Source organism: Rodentibacter sp. Ppn85 (genome assembly GCF_001999335.1).
Classification (GTDB): domain Bacteria; phylum Pseudomonadota; class Gammaproteobacteria; order Enterobacterales; family Pasteurellaceae; genus Rodentibacter.
This window is the reverse complement of the sequence record NZ_MLHS01000038.1, coordinates 41,555-60,616: the sequence shown is the minus strand read 5'-3', so window position 1 is coordinate 60,616 and position 19,062 is coordinate 41,555. Positions and strand designations below refer to the sequence as shown.

Here is a 19,062-nt window from a genome sequence, read left to right as displayed (position 1 = left end):
TGGTGTAAAGGCTGTTGCACAAAAATTAAGATTTAAAATAATGTAACAATTTTATCTATCTTTTTTACGGGGATAACAAGGTGTAAGAATGGCAAAGAAGTTGCAATCAATCGAACCTAATATTGCAGATTTAGCGAATAGCTGGCTGAAAAAGTATCAATTAGACTATAAATTAGAACAAGAAATACTCAATGATGAAATTGATAAAGCATTGAAAGATTATTTTTCTAAAAGTGGCGGTATGGGGGCAAATCGCCCTGACGCAAAATTGTTGTTACAGACAGCTAACACTGAATATTACCCTATTTTGATTGAATATAAAGGCTATGGTGATAAGTTAGTCAAATTAGATGCCGAAGGCAATGTAGATAATCGCACAGCGAAAAATGAACCGAATTTCAAGCATATCAATGGCTATGCAGTCAATGGAGCGGTACATTATGCTAACGCTTTGCTCCACCACACCAGCTACACCGATATTATTGCCATTGGTATGACGGGTGAAAAAGACGAAAAAGGCAAAATTCACCATCAAATCGGGGTTTATTATGTTGCAAAATCGAATCTTGGCGTGGGGCAGAAAGTCGGTGAATTTTCCGATTTTTCTTTTCTTGCTAAAGAAAATTTTGACTATTTTATCGCACAGGTTAAGCAGATCAAACTTTCGCCTGAAGAATTAGAAAAAATCAAAGAAAAGCGTGAAAAAGAAATTGATACCAGTCTGATCAAACTTAATAACGATATTTACCAAAACGAAAAAGGTTTAGGCGAAAACGACCGTGTTTATCTTGTTGCAGCTTCAATCATTGCTACGATTGGCGTACCAAACAAGGTAAAACCTTTGGAAAAAGAAGATTTAAAATCATCTGAAGAAGAGGGCAACCGAGATGGTGATATTATTATTCGTAAAATCAACGCCTTTTTTAATGAAAAGCAATTACCGCAGGATAAAAAAGAGTTAATTATCCGCACGTTATCTAATACGCTTTTAACCGATAATATCAACAAACCGCAAAATGGCGAAAGCCAGCTTAAACGTGTATTTACTAAGATTATTGATGATTTGGGTATTTATTACAAAATCGGCTTAACTACAGACTTCACGGGTAAGCTGTTTAACGAGATGTACTCTTGGCTCGGATTCACACAAGACAAACTCAACGATGTGGTTTTAACACCGTCTTATGTGGCGACTTTATTGGTTAAATTGGCACGGGTGAATAAAGATAGTTATGTTTGGGACTTTGCTACAGGTTCAGCTGGACTATTGGTCGCCGCAATGAATGAAATGCTTAAAGATGCCAAAGCCAATATTCAATCGCCCGAAGAACTACGCCGCAAAGAAGCCCATATTAAAGCTAAACAATTGTTGGGTTTGGAATTACTTTCTAGCGTTTATATGCTTGCTATTTTGAATATGATTATGATGGGCGATGGCAGCTCTAATATCATTAACAAAAACTCATTGACCGATTTTGACGGTAGATATGGCTTTGGTAATACTGATGATAAATTCCCAGCAGACGCTTTTATTCTGAATCCGCCTTATTCTGCTACTGGCAATGGAATGAACTTTGTAGAAGCTGCCTTAAATATGATGAACAAAGGCTATGCGGCGATTATTATTCAAAACACAGCAGGAAGTGGTAAGGCAAAAGAAATCAATCAACGCATTTTGCAAAAACACACCCTACTTGCAAGTATTAAAATGCCGATTGATTTATTTATCGGTAAATCTAGCGTACAGACTAATATTTATGTGTTTAAAGTGGGTGAAAAACATGAAAAAGATGAGTTAGTCAAATTTATTGATTTTTCTAATGACGGCTATACCCGAACCAACCGTAAAAAAGCCCGTAATAACTTAAAAGATACCGACAATGCTCGACAACGCTATGAAGAAGTGGTTAATTTGGTACGTTTTGGTCAGTCTAAATTGAAGTTGTTTAGCAAAAAAGAGTATTTTGAAAATACCATAGACCCGAAAAACGGTGCAGATTGGAACCAAACTGCACCGATGGATACTAAGCCTACTTTTGAGGATTTTAAAAAGACTGTTAGTGATTATTTGGCGTGGGAAGTTTCTAAACTATTAAAAAAACAAGATAAACAAGACGAACGCTTGGGAAAATAGAAACCCATTTAACGGAAAAATTGCAACAAGTTAAATGGGCAGAGTTTGAGTTGCAGGAGTTGTTTGAAAAAATAAAAGTAAAAAAACTTAACTATAAAACTAATGATTTACCAAATAATCCAGAAAGAGGGTTTAATTTACCTGCTCTAACTGCTGGTATTCAAAATCAAGGGTTAAATAATTATGTCCCTAGAGATAATGCAACTATTTTAAAAAATGTAATTTCAATTTCTGCAAATGGTGCAAATACAGGAGCCACCTTTTATCAAAATAAAGAATTTACTGTTTTACAAGATGCATATGCCATTAAATGGATATATACTGATGATCTTTTGACGAATAATCAGTATCTATTTTTAACAGCAAGCATTTCAAAAGCAATTTATGGCAACTATGAGTGGACAAACAAAGCAGGTTGGGAAAGAATCAAAGGAAATAAAATTCCTCTTCCAATAAGTCCCAACTCAAGTTTGGATAAAATCGCCCAAATTGACTTTGATTTTATGGAAAATTTCATCGCCCAAATCAAAGTTTCACGCCTCTCACAGCTAGAGGATTATTTATTGGTTACAGGTTTAAAAGACTATACGCTCACCACGGCTGAACAACAGGTGCTTGCTGAGTTTGAAAATGGCAAAGTGGTGTGGGCGGAATTTGAGTTGCAGGACTTGTTTGAAGTAAAACCATCTAAGAAAAGGTTTGATGCTAATAAAGTTAAAATTGAAGATACCGGCTATCCTTATGTTGTGAGAACATCGGTCAATAATGGAATTAAAGGTTATCTGAACGAGAGCGAAAGTTATTTAAATAAAGGTAATACCATCTCATTTGGACAGGATACAGCAACAATGTTTTATCAAGAAAAACCTTATTTTACAGGCGATAAAATCAAGGTGTTAAAACCTAAACTAACTTTATTTAACAAGGGAAATGCACAATTTTTTATTCCAATTATGGTAAAAGCTTTTAGTACTTTTTCTTGGGGAAGTTCAAGTTTTAGTGAAAAAATAATCAAAACTCAGAAGTTATCTTTCCCAATAAAACCCAACTTAGGATTGGATAAAATCGCCCAAATTGACTTTTATTTTATGGAAACCCTGATTTCCGCTATGCAAAAGCTAGTGATTAAAGATGTAGTGCGTTATGCTGACAATAAAATTGCAGTAACAAAACAAGTTATCAATAGATAAAATATATTTAAATAGGGGAAACTTTGAGAAATAAAAAACCGCACATCAAAGTGCGGTCTTTTTTTATGCTGTTTTAATTACGCTAATTTTTTGATTTGCGCAGCTAATTTAGATTTGTGATTTGCTGCTTTGTTAGCGTGGATTAAGCCTTTTGAAGCCATACGGTCAACAACTTTTTGCATTTCAACGAATGCTGCTTCAGCTGCTGCTTTTTCACCTGCTGCTACTTGAGCATAAACTTTTTTGATGTAAGTACGCATCATAGAGCGTTGGCTTGCGTTGTGTTGGCGGCGTTTTTCAGATTGTACCGCACGTTTTTTTGCTGACTTGATATTAGCCAAGGTCAAACTCCTAAAATTTCTGTTAATTAGTGTGACAAAATAAAGGGCGTCAATATGACGATTTTTTATACGTTTGTCAATGGAAAATTTGTGTTGGTTTCGGTGAGACACAACCGAAAGTAAGCATCGTTATTTTTACAAGCGCTTTCAATAGGGGCTCACACAAACGATGTGGGCGGATTTTATCAGTTTTTTTACGTGGAATATAGCGTAAAAACAAAATTTCTATACAATTAAGCAAAATTTTTAGCCAAGAGAGAAATGTTTTGAGTAAACGACTTTTAAAATCGGGCGTGATTGTCAGCAGTATGACATTATTATCACGTGTGTTAGGTTTGGTGCGTGATGTTGTCATCGCACATCTGATTGGTGCGGGGGCCGCGGCTGATGTATTTTTATTTGCCAACCGTATTCCGAATTTTCTCCGTCGTTTATTTGCAGAAGGGGCATTTTCCCAAGCCTTTGTTCCTGTGTTGGCAGAATATCGTAAAACAGGTGATCTGGATAAAACCCGTGAATTTATCGGTAAGGTGTCCGGTACATTAGGCGGTTTGGTGAGTATCGTAACTTTGTTGGCGATGGTGGGCTCACCTGTTGTTGCCGCATTATTTGGTATGGGATGGTTCACCGATTGGCTTAATGACGGGCCTGATGCCCATAAATTTGAACAGGCCTCTTTGCTATTGAAAATTACTTTTCCTTATTTGTGGTTTGTCACTTTTGTTGCACTTTCCGGTGCGGTGTTGAATACGTTGGGCAAGTTTGGGGTAATGGCTTTCTCGCCGGTGTTATTAAATATTGCGATGATTGCGACCGCACTTTTCCTCGCACCTAGAATGGATAATCCTGATCTTGCATTAGCCATCGGTATTTTTCTCGGCGGTTTATTGCAATTTTTATTCCAAATTCCTTTTATGAAAAAAGCCGGACTTTTGGTGAAACCGAAATGGGCGTGGCACGATGAAGGCGTGGTAAAAATTCGTAAATTGATGATTCCGGCTTTGTTTGGCGTGTCCGTCAGCCAAATCAATTTATTACTGGATACAATTATTGCCAGTTTTTTAATGACCGGCTCTATCAGCTGGCTTTATTATTCCGACCGTTTGCTGGAGTTTCCCCTTGGCTTGTTCGGCATTGCGATTTCTACGGTAATTTTACCAACCCTCGCACGTCATCACGTCAATCGCGAGGAGAATTCAGCACAAAGTGCGGCGGATTTTCGTAATACGATGGACTGGGGGGTGCGCATGATTCTATTACTCGGCGTACCGGCGGCGGTCGGTATCGCCGTGCTTGCCCGCCCTATGTTGCTGACACTTTTTATGCGGGGCAGTTTTACCTTACGTGATGTGCATGCCGCCTCTTATTCCTTATGGGCATTCAATGCCGGCTTACTAAGTTTTATGTTGATTAAAATTCTTGCCAACGGTTATTATGCCCGCCAAGATACCAAAACGCCGGTGAAAATCGGCATTATCGCGATGGTGAGTAATATGGGATTCAATGTGTTGGCGATTCCATTTAGCTATGTGGGGTTAGCGATAGCTTCTGCCATGTCCGCTACACTTAATGCTTACTTGCTTTATCGTGGTTTGGCGAAGTCCGATGTGTACCGTTTTTCACGCCAAAGTGCGGTCTTTTTTATGAAAGTTTTACTTTCCGCACTGATAATGGGCGTTGCAGTGTGGTATTACGTGCCGGATATCAATGAATGGGCGACAATGAGTTTTATCATTCGCATTTATTGGTTGATTTGGTTGATTGGATTAGCCGCAATCACTTATGGTTTGATGTTGATTTTATTAGGTATCCGTAAACACCATTTGCTGACAAAAAATTAACTTACCGCTATAATGCAGAAATTCTGTAATTTTTGTGGATAGGACATGTTATTAATTCGCGGACTGCATAATGCAAGTCGGGTTTTACAAGGTTGTGCATTGACGATTGGCAACTTTGATGGCGTGCATTTGGGGCATCAGGCGGTATTAAGCCATCTTCGCCAAGAAGCGGACGAATTAAATTTACCCATGGCGGTATTATTGTTCGAGCCGCAACCCCGTGAATATTTTATGGGCGATAATGCGCCTGCACGTTTGATGCGTTTACGTGATAAGCTTCACTATTTACAGCAGGCCCGGGTCGATGTCGTTATCGTGGCAAAATTTAACAGAGCTTTGGCAGAACAATCGGCAGAACAATTCATCGAACAAACATTAGTGAATCGGCTCCGGGTAAAATTTTTAAGCATTGGCGATGATTTTCAATTCGGTGCAAACCGTCAAGGCAATTTTGCTATGTTAAAACAAGCGGGGGAGCGTTTCGGTTTTACGGTGGAAGATAATCATAGTTTTTGTTTGGACGAACAACGCATTAGCAGTACAACCGTTCGAGAAGCTCTGGCAAGAGACGATTTATCTCTTGCGGAAAGTTTGTTGGGCAAACCTTATCGTATTTTCGGTCGGGTGATTCACGGCAATAAATTGGGCAGAACATTGGATTTCCCCACGGCAAATATTCGTTTGCATCGCCAAGTGAATCCTATTAAAGGCGTGTATGCGGTAAAAGTGCGGTTAAAATCGGGCGAAATTTTTAACGGCGTCGCCAATATGGGGAAACGCCCAACGATTAATGGCGCGATTCAATTATTAGAAGTGCACTTATTTGATTTTGCAAAGACAATTTATGGTGAACTGGTTGAGGTTGAGTTTTGCCATAAAATAAGAGAGGAAATGAAATTTCCCTCTTTTGATGATTTAAAGGCACAAATTAAACGGGATGTTGAAACCGCAAAAGCATTTTTTAGCAAGAATTTTAAAAAGTAAAAATTGGAAAATAAAATGACAGTCGATTACAAAAACACGCTTAATTTACCGGAAACAGGTTTTCCAATGCGTGGTGATTTAGCCAAGCGCGAGCCTGTAATGTTGCAAAATTGGTATGAGAAAAATCTTTACCAAAAAATTCGTGAAGCTTCAAAAGGTAAAAAATCCTTTATTTTGCACGATGGTCCTCCTTATGCAAACGGTAGTATTCATATCGGCCATGCGGTAAATAAAATTTTGAAAGATATTATTGTTAAATCTAAGACGGCACTGGGTTTTGATTCCCCTTATATCCCGGGTTGGGATTGTCACGGTTTACCGATTGAGCTGAAAGTGGAAGGTTTGGTAGGAAAACCAAACGAGAAAATTTCAGCGGCGGAATTTCGTCAAAAATGTCGTGAATATGCGGCAGAGCAGGTGGAAGGGCAGAAAAAAGATTTTATCCGTTTAGGTGTGCTGGGCGATTGGGATAATCCGTATCTTACGATGAATTTTGAGACGGAGGCCAATATTATTCGTACCCTTGGAAAAGTGATTGCAAACGGGCATTTATACAAAGGATCGAAACCGGTTCATTGGTGCTTAGATTGTGCCTCTTCTTTGGCGGAAGCGGAAGTAGAATACGAAGATAAAGTTTCACCGTCTATCTATGTTCGTTTTGCGGCAGAAAGTGCGGATGAAATTGAAGCCAAATTTAATGCTCGAGGTAACGGCAGAGGCAAACTTTCTGCGGTAATTTGGACAACCACGCCTTGGACAATTCCGTCTAACCGTGCTATTGCGGTGAATGCGGAACTGGAATATCAACTGGTTCAGTTCGGTGATGAGAGGGTAATTTTAGCTGCTGATTTAGTAGAAGATGTAGCAAAAGCGGTAGGCGTGGAACAAGTGGAAATTTTGGGTTCGGTCAAAGGAAAAGAGCTTGAATTGTCGCGTTTTCACCATCCGTTCTATGATTTTACCGTACCAATGATTTTAGGCGATCACGTAACGACCGACGGTGGTACCGGTTTAGTACATACTGCCCCGGATCACGGTTTAGACGACTTTATTGTAGGACAAAAATATGATTTGCCAATGGCATGCCTTGTGGCAAATGACGGCAAATTTATTTCAACTACAGAATTTTTTGCCGGCAAAGGTGTATTTGAGGCAAATCCGCTTGTGGTGGAAAAATTGCAAGAAACGGATAATTTGCTGAAAGTAGAAAAAATTAAGCATAGTTATCCGCACTGCTGGCGTCATAAAACCCCGATTATCTTCCGTGCCACACCACAATGGTTTATTGGTATGGAAACCCAAGGGCTGCGTGCCAACGCCTTAGGTGAAATTAAGGGCGTGCGTTGGATTCCGGATTGGGGGCAGGCACGAATCGAAAAAATGGTGGAAAATCGTCCTGACTGGTGTATTTCCCGCCAACGTACTTGGGGCGTGCCGATGACGATGTTTGTACACAAAGAAACGGAAGAATTACATCCGCGTACCTTAGAATTATTGGAAGAAGTGGCAAAACGTGTCGAGCAATCAGGCATTCAAGCATGGTGGGATCTGGACGAAAAAGAATTGCTTGGCGCAGATGCAGAACATTATCGTAAAGTACCGGATACTTTAGACGTGTGGTTCGATTCCGGATCAACCTATTCCTCTGTGGTGGCGAATCGTCCCGAATTTAGCGGTCAAGGGATTGATATGTACTTGGAAGGTTCCGACCAACACCGCGGCTGGTTTATGTCGTCATTAATGCTTTCCACTGCAACGGATAATCAAGCGCCTTATAAACAAGTATTGACCCACGGATTTACCGTGGATGGTCAAGGGCGCAAAATGTCTAAATCTATCGGCAATATCGTAACTCCGCAAGAAGTTATGGATAAATTTGGCGGTGATATTTTACGTTTATGGGTCGCATCAACGGATTATACCGGTGAAATGACGGTGTCAGATGAAATCCTAAAACGTGCGGCGGATAGCTATCGTCGTATTCGCAACACGGCACGTTTCTTATTAGCGAATTTAAACGGTTTTGACCCGAAACGGGATGCGGTAAAACCGGAACAAATGATTAGCCTTGACCGTTGGGCGGTGGCTTGTGCACTTGAGGCACAAAACGAAATTAAAGAGGCTTACGATAATTATCAATTCCATGCCGTGGTGCAACGATTGATGCGTTTCTGTTCTGTGGAAATGGGATCTTTCTATTTGGACATCATCAAGGATCGCCAATACACCACCAAAGCGGATAGTCTTGCCCGCCGTAGCTGTCAAACGGCGTTATGGCACATTGCTGAAGCATTGGTTCGTTGGATGGCGCCGATTCTTTCCTTTACCGCTGATGAAATTTGGGGGTACTTGCCACAAGGTGAAAACCCACGTTCGGAGTTTATTTTCACCGAAGAATTTTACACCGGTTTATTCGGTTTAGGCGAAAACGAAAAATTAGACGATACCTACTGGCAACAGCTGATTAAAGTTCGTTCCGAGGTGAATCGTGTCTTGGAAATCGCCCGTAACGACAAAGTAATCGGTGGCGGTTTGGAAGCGGAAGTTATCCTTTATGCCAATGACGAATATCGCGCATTGCTTGAAAAATTGGGCGACGAGTTGCGTTTTGTATTAATTACCTCCAAAGTGGAAGTGAAACCGTTAGCGGAAAAACCAGTGGATGTTGCCGAAGGAGAATTGGAAGGCATTGCCGTGAGTGTTTTCCGTTCCAACGGTGAAAAATGTCCGCGTTGTTGGCACTATTCCGATAAAATCGGTATCAACCCGCAACATCCGGCATTGTGCCCTCGTTGTGTGGAAAACGTGATGGGTAATGGTGAAATTCGCCGTTTTGCATAGGTGATTTTCATATTCAAAGTGCGGTTGATTTTGACCGCACTTTTCATTTATTTAGGGATTTCTTATGGCTAAAACAAAATCCGGTCTCTCTTTTCTTTGGCTAAGTGCGATGGCTTTTGCCCTTGATTTATTCACGAAGTATTTTGTGGTACAACAATTTGATTTATATGAAAGTGTGAATGTTTTACCGGTATTTAATCTCACTTATGTGCGTAACTATGGTGCGGCGTTCAGTTTTTTAGCGGATCACGATGGCTGGCAAAAATACTTTTTCATCGTATTGGCTATTGGTATTTCTTTGATGTTGATGTATTTTTTGAAGAAAAATACGGCAGAGCAAAAATTACAAAATAGTGCCTATGCGCTGATTATTGGTGGCGCATTGGCAAATATGGTGGATCGTACCTATCACGGTTTTGTGGTCGATTTCCTAGATTTTTATTGGGATATTTATCATTATCCGGTATTTAATATGGCAGATGTGGCGATTTGTATTGGTGCCGGCTTGCTTATGCTAGACGCATTTAAAAGCGAAAAGAAAAAAGTACAAGATAAACAAACAGAAAAGAGCGGTCAAAAATGAAAATAATTTTAGCCAATCCGCGCGGATTTTGTGCCGGTGTTGATCGAGCCATCAGTATTGTAGAACTCGCCCTTGAAATTCACGGGGCGCCGATTTATGTGCGTCACGAAGTTGTGCATAACCGTTTTGTGGTGAACGGGTTACGTGAACGCGGCGCCATTTTTGTGGAGGAATTGAGCGAAGTGCCGGATGGTGCCATTGTGATTTTTTCTGCTCATGGTGTTTCTCAAGCAGTACGCCAAGAAGCCAAAGATCGCCAATTAAAAGTCTTTGATGCCACTTGCCCGCTAGTGACCAAAGTACATATGCAAGTGGCTCGCGCAAGTAGAAAAGGGACAAAAGCGATTCTTATTGGGCATAAAGGTCATCCGGAAGTAGAAGGTACGATGGGGCAATACAGCAATGGTGAAGGTGGGATTTATCTGATTGAAAGTGCGGAAGATATTGCCCGTTTACCTGTGCAAGAAAACGATGAATTGACATTTATGACTCAAACCACCCTTTCTTTAGATGATACCGCTGAAACTATTCATGCATTAAAAGAAAAATATCCGTCAATCCAAGGACCACACAAAAATGATATTTGCTATGCCACAACAAACCGACAAGCAGCCGTACGTGAGTTGGCGAAATTATCGGATTTAGTTTTGGTGGTGGGTTCCAAAAACTCCTCAAATTCTAACCGCTTAGCAGAATTAGCCTCCCGTATGGGAGTTAAATCACAGCTGCTTGATGATCCTGCGGATATTCAAGCAGCGTGGTTTGATAAAGTACAAACTATCGGGATTACCGCGGGAGCTTCTGCTCCGGAGGAATTAGTGCAATCCATTATTGCCCGCTTAAAAGAATTGGGAGCGAATAAATTAGAAGAGCTCCAAGGGCTAGAAGAAAATATGTTCTTTGAAGTGCCGAAAGAATTGCGAATTAAAGAAGTGAATTAAAGCAAAGGGGTATCGTCGTGCTTTGAATAGCAGTGGGTTTGCACAAAGTGTCTATATTATATAGTAATTGTGCAAAACTCATGCCTCAATAATCCATACAATGGTTTTGTTTATTTTTGTTGTAACATCAAACTCTTTTGTAAAGTCAGTTTGATTCCTTTGTTTGCCTTTCCTGAACATCTCGGTTATATTACTGAAAATTCTTCCTTCGGGGACGATTATGAGTATTTATCAACTCAAACCGACCTTTCAAAACTTATTGCGCCCATTGGTGAAACGTCTTGAGCAATGGGGAATAACTGCCAATCAAGTAACTTTGTTTGCCTGTGGTTTCTCGCTCTTTTGGGGAATGATTCTGACCCTTTTCTCTTCTATTTCCAGCCTATTTTACCTGTTACCGATTTGGCTTTTTTTACGAATGGCATTGAATGCGATTGACGGTATGTTGGCTCGGGAGTTTAACCAAAAATCTGATTTAGGCGGCTATTTGAATGAAATAACCGATGTTGTTGCCGATGCCGCACTCTATTTACCTTTTGCCTTTGTCACACCATTTTCGGCAGAATCTGTGATGGGCTTTATTTTCTTGGCAATAATCACTGAGTTTTGTGGCGTTTTAGGGCAAGTTCATGGTAATGGGCGGCGTTATGACGGACCTTTGGGTAAAAGCGATCGCGCTTTTTTGATTGGTGCGCTAGGTTTGGCATACGCTTATTTTGGCGAACTGTCTATTTATTTGAGCAGCTTGTTTTGGCTTGCAAATCTTGCCTTAATTTTAACTGCTTATAACCGAGTAAAACGAGGATTGGCGACTACTTCGTAAAAATGCTTGGATAAAGACTGCCTTGAGCCTTAAATAATATTTAGATCGACGGGCAAATCTGCCCGCTCTACAAGGAAAAAACAATGGAAGAACAAGAAAAATTTTTCAAAACAGCAGACAATACCGAATTGTTTTATCGTTATCGTCCCGCCAAAGATGGCAGCCAAGATAAAGCGATTGTGTTATTTCACCGAGGGCACGAACACTCGGGACGAATAATGTTTGTGGCTGATGAGTTGGGTTTTGATGATTTCGCCTATTTTGCTTGGGATGCACGTGGACACGGCAATAGTCCCGGTGAGCGTGGCGATAGTCCGAGTTTTGCTACCTCCGTGTCAGATATTCAAGCATTTATGCAGCATATCGAACGTGAATATCGGATTGCCCCTGAAAACATTTGTGTGATTGCACAAAGTGTGGGAGCTGTTTTAGTTTCCGCTTGGCTGCACGATTATGCGCCTAAAATTCGTTGTGCCGTGTTGGCATCGCCTGCATTTAAGGTAAAACTTTATGTTCCGTTTGCCCGTACCGGCTTGGCATTGTGGTCAAAATTACGTGGTAATTTCTTTGTAAATAGCTATGTGAAAGCCCATTATTTGACCCACAACAAAGCCCGCCAAAACAGTTTTAATCAAGATCCGCTCATTACCCGTGCCATTTCCACCCGTATTTTGCTTGGTTTGTATGAGGCGGCGGACAGAGTAGTGGCTGATGCACAAGCCATCACCACGCCAATTCAGCTTTTTATCTCCGGTGCGGATTGGGTGGTACATCACAAACCGCAGCACGATTTCTACAATCATTTAGGCAGCCGTATTAAAGAACGTTATGTAATGGACGGGTTTTATCACGACACTTTAGGCGAAGAAAACAATCATTTGGTTTTCACCCCAATGCGCCGTTTTATCCGAGCCCGTTTTGATGAGCCTGTGCAAAGGGTGGATTGCACTCAAGCCCACATTACCGGACCAAGCCGTGTGGAGGCTGATGTACTCGCCACACCGTTATCGCCTTATTCGACCCGTGGTTTATTTTGGACAGCCTATCGAGCATTAATGAGACTTGGTGCACGTTGGAGCGAAGGCTTACGTATAGGAAAAGAAACGGGCTATGATTCAGGTAGCACATTAGATTACGTTTATCAAAATCAGCCGCAAGGTTCTAATGCTTTCGGACGCTTGGTCGATAAAAATTATTTGAATGCGATTGGTTGGCGCGGTATTCGCCAACGTAAAGTGAATATTGCCAAAGCTATTAGTCTTGCAATGCAAAAATTGCGGGAAGCCGGTAAGCCTGTTCACGTGTTGGATATTGCTTCGGGGCATGGGCGTTACGTATTGGATGCATTAACCGCACAAAATCAGCCCGATTCTGTGCGTTTGCGTGATTACAGCCCAATTAATGTAGAGGCGGGACGCAAGTTGATCGCTGAACGGGGCTTGCAAGATATTGCAACGTTTAATGAGGTGAATGCCTTTGATCCTACAAATTATCAAGATCTCAGTCCTCGTCCAACCTTGGGTATCGTTTCAGGTTTACATGAACTTTTTGCCGATAACGATTTGATTATGCATTCGCTCAACGGTTTTGGTGAAGCAATTGAACAAGGCGGTTATTTGATTTATACGGGACAACCATGGCATCCGCAATTGGAATTAATCGCCCGTTGTTTAACCAGTCATAAGGACGGTAGCCCAAATTGGGTGATGCGTCGCCGTAGTCAGCAAGAAATGGATCAACTTGTGGAGCAAGCGGGTTTTCAAAAAATTCATCAATGGATTGATGAAGACGGCATTTTCACCGTGAGCCTTGCGATTAAAACTAAATGATCAATTTCAAAACCCGCCTGGGTTATCTGCTCGGCGTAGGTACAATTTTCTACGCCAGCTATGGTTTCACTAATTTTCTGACTGCACAGCGAGAAAATGTGCCTGAAATTGTGTTCGATTGGGAACATCGGATTCCTTTTCTTACGTGGACAATTGTGCCGTATTGGTCACTTAATCTACTTTATGCTTTAGTATTTTTTCTCTGTCAAGATCCGGCTCAATTGCGTCGTTATGCGGCACGTTTGCTACTTGCTCAAGGCATTGCTGTTCTCGGCTTTTTGTTTTTTCCACTCCAAATCAGTTGGCAAAAACCTGAAACGACGGGGATTGCCGGCTTTTTGTTTGAATCTCTGGCCGGTTTTGATCAACCGTATAACCAAGCTCCTTCTTTGCATATTATTCTAACTATTGTTGTCGGTGCATTTTATTGGCAGGCGTTCCCGAAATGGCGGTTATTACTATGCTTTTGGTTTGGGCTCATTGCAGTCTCAATTCTCACCACCTACCAACATCATTTTTTAGATTTGCCCACAGGCGGATTAGTCGGTTTTGCGGTATTGTGGTTGCTCCCCGAATGGGGAATCGCCCCAATTTTTGCACCATCCTCCCAAAACCTGACCGCTTACCATCGTCGTTTAATGAGTTATTATGGCTTAGGAGCAGTGGCTTGCTTACTATTGGCATGTTTGGGTGGTGCGTGGTTATGGATGATATGGGGAGCAGTTGCACTTTGTTTGGTGGTGCTTGCTTATGGACGAGGAGTACAAATTTTCCAAAAGCAGGAAAACGGTAAACTTTCCGTTGCAACTTGTGCATTGGGACTGCCTTATCTCCTCGGTGCGAGGCTTAATATTGTCTATTGGTTGTGGGGAAAACCGAAAAGTGCGGTCATTTTTGAGAATATTTCCGTCGGTTCGATCATTGTTAGTCGTAAATTTGAAGCGGTGCTTGATTGTTGTGCCGAACTACCTTGCCTGAGTCCGCCGGATGCTTACGAACAAATGTTAATGCTCGATTTAATATCTCCAAGTGCAGAAGATCTTTGCAAAGCCGTAGAAAAATTAGATTGCTTGCAACAAACTCATTCTTCAGTATTGGTTTGTTGTGCTTTGGGTTACGGACGCAGTGCCGCCGTGGTGCTAACCTGGCTACTTGCCACTCATAAAATGAAGGATCTGGATCAAGCTATTATGCTTGTAAAACAAGTCCGCCCACAAATAGTCGTATCTGATGCACTTCGTCAAACAATTTTGCAAGCCGATAAACTGTATCAAGAGAAAACCAAATGACAAATGAACTAGCAGACACTACTGCCAAAACTACCGCTCATTTTCTTATTACCGCCCGCTATTTGGCGATACTGAATGTTGTTTTATTGGCTATAAGTTTTGTAACGGCACATTATATCGGGCTGAATGCGATATTAGCGACGGGCTTACTCTATCTGCATATTCGCCTTGAATTTGATCGGCGCATTTTTATGCATATGACAAACTTTACCGATTTTGACCGCACTTTATTGATGTTAGGGTTAATGAAACAAACTACCGAACGAGATATTTTTCAGAGAGCAAAAGGGGCGATTCGTCTGTGGTATGCAGCGTTATTTGCTACCTTGGCACAACTGGCGTTATGGCTGATTTAGGAGACATTATGCAATTTTTTTCCCGTTTATTAGCTCGTGTTATTGATGGTTGTTTATGTTATTTCGTTTCTTTTGTTACAGGCATACGCCCGCAATCGGAAAAGCAATTAACCTTCAGCCCGAAGCAAAAAGTTTATTATGCCAATCACAGCAGTCACGGCGATTTTATGTTGGTGTGGGTATCGCTCCCTCAAACCTGGAGAATGGAAACCCGCCCCGTTGCCGCCGCTGAGTATTGGCAAAAAAACCGTTTGCGCCGTTTTATTATTCAACAGGTTTTTAATGGTGTATTAATTGCCCGACAAAGCGAAAGCCCCGAAACAGCCATCACATTGATGAGCGAAGCTTTACGGCATCATTCATTGATTATTTTTCCAGAAGGCACGAGAAATACCGATGAAAATCAACCGCTTTTGCCGTTTAAATCCGGTATTTATTACCTCGCCCAACAAAATCCCGATATAGAATTTGTACCAATTTGGATTGATAACATCAGTCATGTGCTGCCTAAAGGAAAATGGCTGCCTATTCCGCTTTTGTGTGATGTCTATATTGGCGAGCCGTTAAAGTTAGCTGACAATGAAGCAAAACAGGCCTTTCTAGATCGTACAACGAACGCTTTGTTAGCCTTAAATCTAAATCAAACAGAGGAGAAACCGTGATGTTGGCGCAAACAACTTTTATTTTTGCCGTAGTGTTTGGTTTACTGATTGTAGCGAGTACCGTCGGACGGCTGCTTACGAGTAAATATGGCGAAGAAAACAGTACTGTTGCTAATTTAGTCGCCCGTATTAATGCGTGGTGGGTAATGACCGGAGTGCTATTTATCGCTTTTCTGTTTGGACGCATTGGCGCAACAATTCTCTTTTTTCTGATTTCCTTCATCGCGCTGCGTGAATTTATGACAGTGATTTATCGTAAACGTTGCGATTATTACAGTATGGTGGCATGTTTCTATTTATTGTTACCGATACAATACTACCTTGTGTTAGTGCAATGGTACGGTATGTTTTCCATCTTCATTCCCGTTTATGGTTTTTTGTTGTTACCGATTATAGGTAGTCTTAGTGGAAATACCGAGCAATTCCTCGCCCGCACAGCGAAAACCCAATGGATGACAATGATCTGTATTTTCTGTATTTCTCATGTTCCCGCTTTGCTCTTTTTGAATTTGGATAATTTCAACAATGAAAACAATATATTGCTAGTGATTTTTATGATTGCCACTGTGCAGTCCAGCGATGTACTGCAGTATATTTGGGGGAAATTGCTTGGCGGTCCCAAAATTATGCCGAGCCTTTCACCCTCTAAAACTATTTCAGGCACTGTCGGTGGTATTATCTCCGCCACTGTAGTTGCAATGTTGATGGCACCAATTACGCCATTTACTTATTGGCAGGCAGGGCTGATTGGTTTTATTGTCTGCATAATGGGCTTTTTAGGCGGTTTGGTGATGTCTGCGATTAAACGCGACCACGGTGTAAAAGACTGGGGAAAAATGATAAACGGACACGGTGGAATGCTTGATAGAATGGACTCTGTCTGTTTCTCAGCCCCTATTTTCTTTCATATTATTCGGTATTTTTGGAATGGTTAAAAACAAGCGGACAGCGAGGTTATACGAGTTTTCGGTATTATGTAGCAGTTGTACAAAATTGTATATGTTAATGTGAGCGTAGGGCTGCGTTGTGGTCTAATATCAATAATTTCAATCGCTTATCGACTAGGACCGTACTACGTACGTCCCTACATTTTGTATCAATTTTTTATTTGTGCGTAAGCTACATAATACACTGTAAAGTGCGGTCGAAATTGACCGCACTTTTTGTTAGAACGACCCTTTTAAACCAACATAGATATTACGACCGTCTTGGCCGTAGCCAAGAATGTTTTCATATTTTTTGTCAAATAGGTTGTTTAGATTGGCATATACCGTTAAGTTTGGAATGACTTGATAATTTGCGCCTAAATTTACCAAAGTATAAGACGGTAATTTGGTGCGTAATGGGTAAGAGCCAATGCGGTTGCCTATATAAGAAACGTTAGTGTCTGCTCCTAATTTTTCGGTAATTTGATATGCTATGCCAGCATTTGCAGTATGTTTTGGTCGGTATGCGACTTCAATACCGTTGCTATTTTTAGCACGCATATAAGTGTAGTTGCCGTAAGCGGTCAATTTTTCAGTGAACTTGCCTTTATATGCCACTTCAACGCCTTTAATTTGCGTTGTACCTTCAGCATTTACGGAACGAGAAACAGAATTTGGCCATATACCGGTGGTTTCAGTTGTGATAAGTCGATCCACATTGCGCCCAAAATACGTTATATCAAGGCTATGAGCTTTGTCATTAGTTTCCATCAATAAACCTAAATCGCCACCTCGGCTGCGTTCAGGCTTTAAGTTTGGGTTGCCGATAAAGCTACCATTCCAGCCGTAGTATTCGGTAATGGTTGGATTTTGGATAGCAGTGCCTAAGCTTGCGTGAACATGGAAGTTTGGTGATACGCGATAAGCTCCCGAAATACGGCCTGTCCATGCATTTTCATATTGTGAGCTGTCGTTATAACGACCACTGATTGTTAAGCTGTGATCATCTTCAGTGAATAAACGGTATTCTGTTGCGACACTTTTTTCGGTTAGTTTTTTATTTTGGAATATTGCATAAGTAGATTGTGCATCATAATGGCTGTTTTGATATTCACCCAATACGCTCACGCCTTGTTTGATATAACCTTCATTATCGAAATTGATGTCTAATTGGTAGTTCGCATTCAGTTTTTTGCTATCGTAGCTGCTGTTTGAGCCACCAAATTCTGTTGTATCGCTATCAGTTTTAATATGGCTAACACTTGCTTTTTGTTTGAATAATTCCTGCTCGCTACCGATATAACCGCTTAATTTAAAAATAGTTTCACGAGTACGAGTGTAATTATCAAAATTGGGGTTTGTTTCCATTAAATGACCGTTTGCATAAGCTGAGGTATCGTAATGACCTGATTGTGATGAGTGTGAGGATAAGAGCTCAATACCTTTATCCCCAACATCATAGCCGACACGTAAAGAGGCATTATCACGATGGAAACGATCTTTTTCAACTGCACCACCAGTTTTGAAAGTTGTACCATTTTCAGCAGTGTAATGGAAAATATCTGAGCTAATTGCAGAAATACCGCGTGTGCGATGGCTATCGCCATGAAGCGAGTAATAAAATCCGTTATTGTAGCCTGAAACAGTAACCGAGCCGTCACGTGTACGGTGCGAGCCGGTACCTAAGTCAAAATCAATATTAAATGGTTTTTCTTTATAGAGGCCACTTTTGGTTGTGATATAAATCACCCCACCCATTGCATCACTGCCCCACAAAGCCGATTGTTCTCCGCGCAACACTTCAATGCGGTCAATATTGCTTAAAGCCAAACCGCCAAAATCATAGCCGTATCCTGTAACCGGATTGATTTTCACACCATCAATTACTACAGCAGTATGATTCGCATCAGCCCCACGGATCAAGAAATTAGTAAGCGAGCCTCGTCCGCCATAGCTCATCATTGAAACGCCCGGCACCGTTTTCAGCACATCACTTACATAAGTTGCATTACGTGCGGAGAAATCTTGTTCGGTCAATACTGTAACTGATGACGCAGTTTGATCTTGATTTACCGGTGTTGCATAAGCGGAATAAACGTTAATGGAAGGCAGTTCTGTGTGGGAAGATTCCGCATATACAAAGGCGGAGAAACCGAGCAAAAGTGCGGTTGTAATAAGATTTTTTTTCATAGATATGTTCCTTTAGGGTGAGTAAGAGAGCATTTTGACATAACTCTATTGGCTTTCATAGTTGAGATTTTTCATAGGGAATGCAAATTCTATTCATAAAAATTGCGGGGATTTTTAACCGCACTTTTTGCT

15 protein-coding genes are annotated in these 19,062 nt (G+C 41.0%); 13 read left to right on the top strand and 2 right to left on the bottom strand.

Features of this window, described 5'->3' with window-relative positions; translation table 11 throughout:
• Positions 1–88: 88 nt before the first annotated feature.
• Positions 89–2,134 carry an N-6 DNA methylase gene (locus BKL51_RS07065; protein WP_077466018.1) on the top strand — a complete coding sequence of 682 codons (2,046 nt, stop codon included), beginning with the start codon at positions 89–91 and terminating at the stop codon, positions 2,132–2,134.
• A gap of 20 nt (positions 2,135–2,154) precedes the next feature.
• Positions 2,155–3,324 (top strand): restriction endonuclease subunit S, encoded by a 1,170-nt coding sequence (locus tag BKL51_RS11780; protein WP_158074921.1) that lies wholly within the window; start codon positions 2,155–2,157, stop codon positions 3,322–3,324.
• Between the two features lie 77 nt (positions 3,325–3,401).
• Here the strand turns inward: BKL51_RS11780 and rpsT are convergent, their stop codons facing one another.
• Positions 3,402–3,665, bottom strand: coding sequence for a 30S ribosomal protein S20 (rpsT, locus tag BKL51_RS07055; protein WP_005548279.1), 264 nt, complete (start codon positions 3,663–3,665; stop codon positions 3,402–3,404).
• 266 nt (positions 3,666–3,931) lie between these two features.
• Between rpsT and murJ the strand changes: the two genes are divergently transcribed.
• The 11 genes from murJ (at position 3,932) to BKL51_RS06995 (ending at position 16,749) form a co-directional block, all read left to right on the top strand.
• The gene (gene murJ, locus BKL51_RS07045; RefSeq protein WP_077466016.1) at positions 3,932–5,506 is read left to right on the top strand and encodes a murein biosynthesis integral membrane protein MurJ; all 1,575 of its coding nucleotides are present in this window, start codon (positions 3,932–3,934) and stop codon (positions 5,504–5,506) included.
• A 45-nt stretch (positions 5,507–5,551) separates the two neighbouring features.
• Positions 5,552–6,490: a bifunctional riboflavin kinase/FAD synthetase gene (gene ribF, locus BKL51_RS07040; RefSeq protein WP_077466015.1), complete on the top strand. Its 939-nt coding sequence runs from the start codon at positions 5,552–5,554 to the stop codon at positions 6,488–6,490.
• A 15-nt stretch (positions 6,491–6,505) separates the two neighbouring features.
• Positions 6,506–9,331, top strand: a complete 2,826-nt coding sequence (gene ileS / locus BKL51_RS07035; protein WP_077466014.1) for an isoleucine--tRNA ligase — start codon at positions 6,506–6,508, stop codon at positions 9,329–9,331.
• 64 nt (positions 9,332–9,395) lie between these two features.
• On the top strand, positions 9,396–9,914 hold the full coding sequence (lspA, locus tag BKL51_RS07030) for a signal peptidase II (protein WP_077466013.1): 519 nt from the start codon (positions 9,396–9,398) through the stop codon (positions 9,912–9,914).
• Positions 9,911–10,855 (top strand): 4-hydroxy-3-methylbut-2-enyl diphosphate reductase, encoded by a 945-nt coding sequence (ispH, locus tag BKL51_RS07025; RefSeq protein WP_077466012.1) that lies wholly within the window; start codon positions 9,911–9,913, stop codon positions 10,853–10,855. Before lspA ends, ispH begins: the two co-directional genes overlap by 4 nt.
• A gap of 220 nt (positions 10,856–11,075) precedes the next feature.
• Positions 11,076–11,678: a CDP-alcohol phosphatidyltransferase family protein gene (locus BKL51_RS07020; RefSeq protein WP_077466011.1), complete on the top strand. Its 603-nt coding sequence runs from the start codon at positions 11,076–11,078 to the stop codon at positions 11,676–11,678.
• An 83-nt stretch (positions 11,679–11,761) separates the two neighbouring features.
• A complete protein-coding gene (locus BKL51_RS07015; RefSeq protein WP_077466010.1) occupies positions 11,762–13,507 on the top strand; it encodes a bifunctional alpha/beta hydrolase/class I SAM-dependent methyltransferase in 1,746 nt (581 codons plus the stop codon).
• Entirely contained in the window at positions 13,504–14,796 is a 1,293-nt protein-coding gene (locus tag BKL51_RS07010) for a phosphatase PAP2/dual specificity phosphatase family protein (RefSeq protein ID WP_077466009.1), read from the top strand. The genes BKL51_RS07015 and BKL51_RS07010 overlap by 4 nt, the downstream gene beginning before the upstream one ends.
• A complete protein-coding gene (locus tag BKL51_RS07005; protein ID WP_077466008.1) occupies positions 14,793–15,152 on the top strand; it encodes a hypothetical protein in 360 nt (119 codons plus the stop codon). Before BKL51_RS07010 ends, BKL51_RS07005 begins: the two co-directional genes overlap by 4 nt.
• Positions 15,153–15,160: 8 nt before the next feature.
• Positions 15,161–15,814 (top strand): 1-acyl-sn-glycerol-3-phosphate acyltransferase, encoded by a 654-nt coding sequence (locus BKL51_RS07000; RefSeq protein ID WP_077466007.1) that lies wholly within the window; start codon positions 15,161–15,163, stop codon positions 15,812–15,814.
• Positions 15,814–16,749, top strand: coding sequence for a phosphatidate cytidylyltransferase (locus tag BKL51_RS06995; protein ID WP_077466006.1), 936 nt, complete (start codon positions 15,814–15,816; stop codon positions 16,747–16,749). Before BKL51_RS07000 ends, BKL51_RS06995 begins: the two co-directional genes overlap by 1 nt.
• Before the next feature lie 231 nt (positions 16,750–16,980).
• Here the strand turns inward: BKL51_RS06995 and BKL51_RS06990 are convergent, their stop codons facing one another.
• Entirely contained in the window at positions 16,981–18,930 is a 1,950-nt protein-coding gene (locus tag BKL51_RS06990) for a TonB-dependent siderophore receptor (RefSeq protein ID WP_077466005.1), read from the bottom strand.
• Positions 18,931–19,062: the final 132 nt, after the last annotated feature.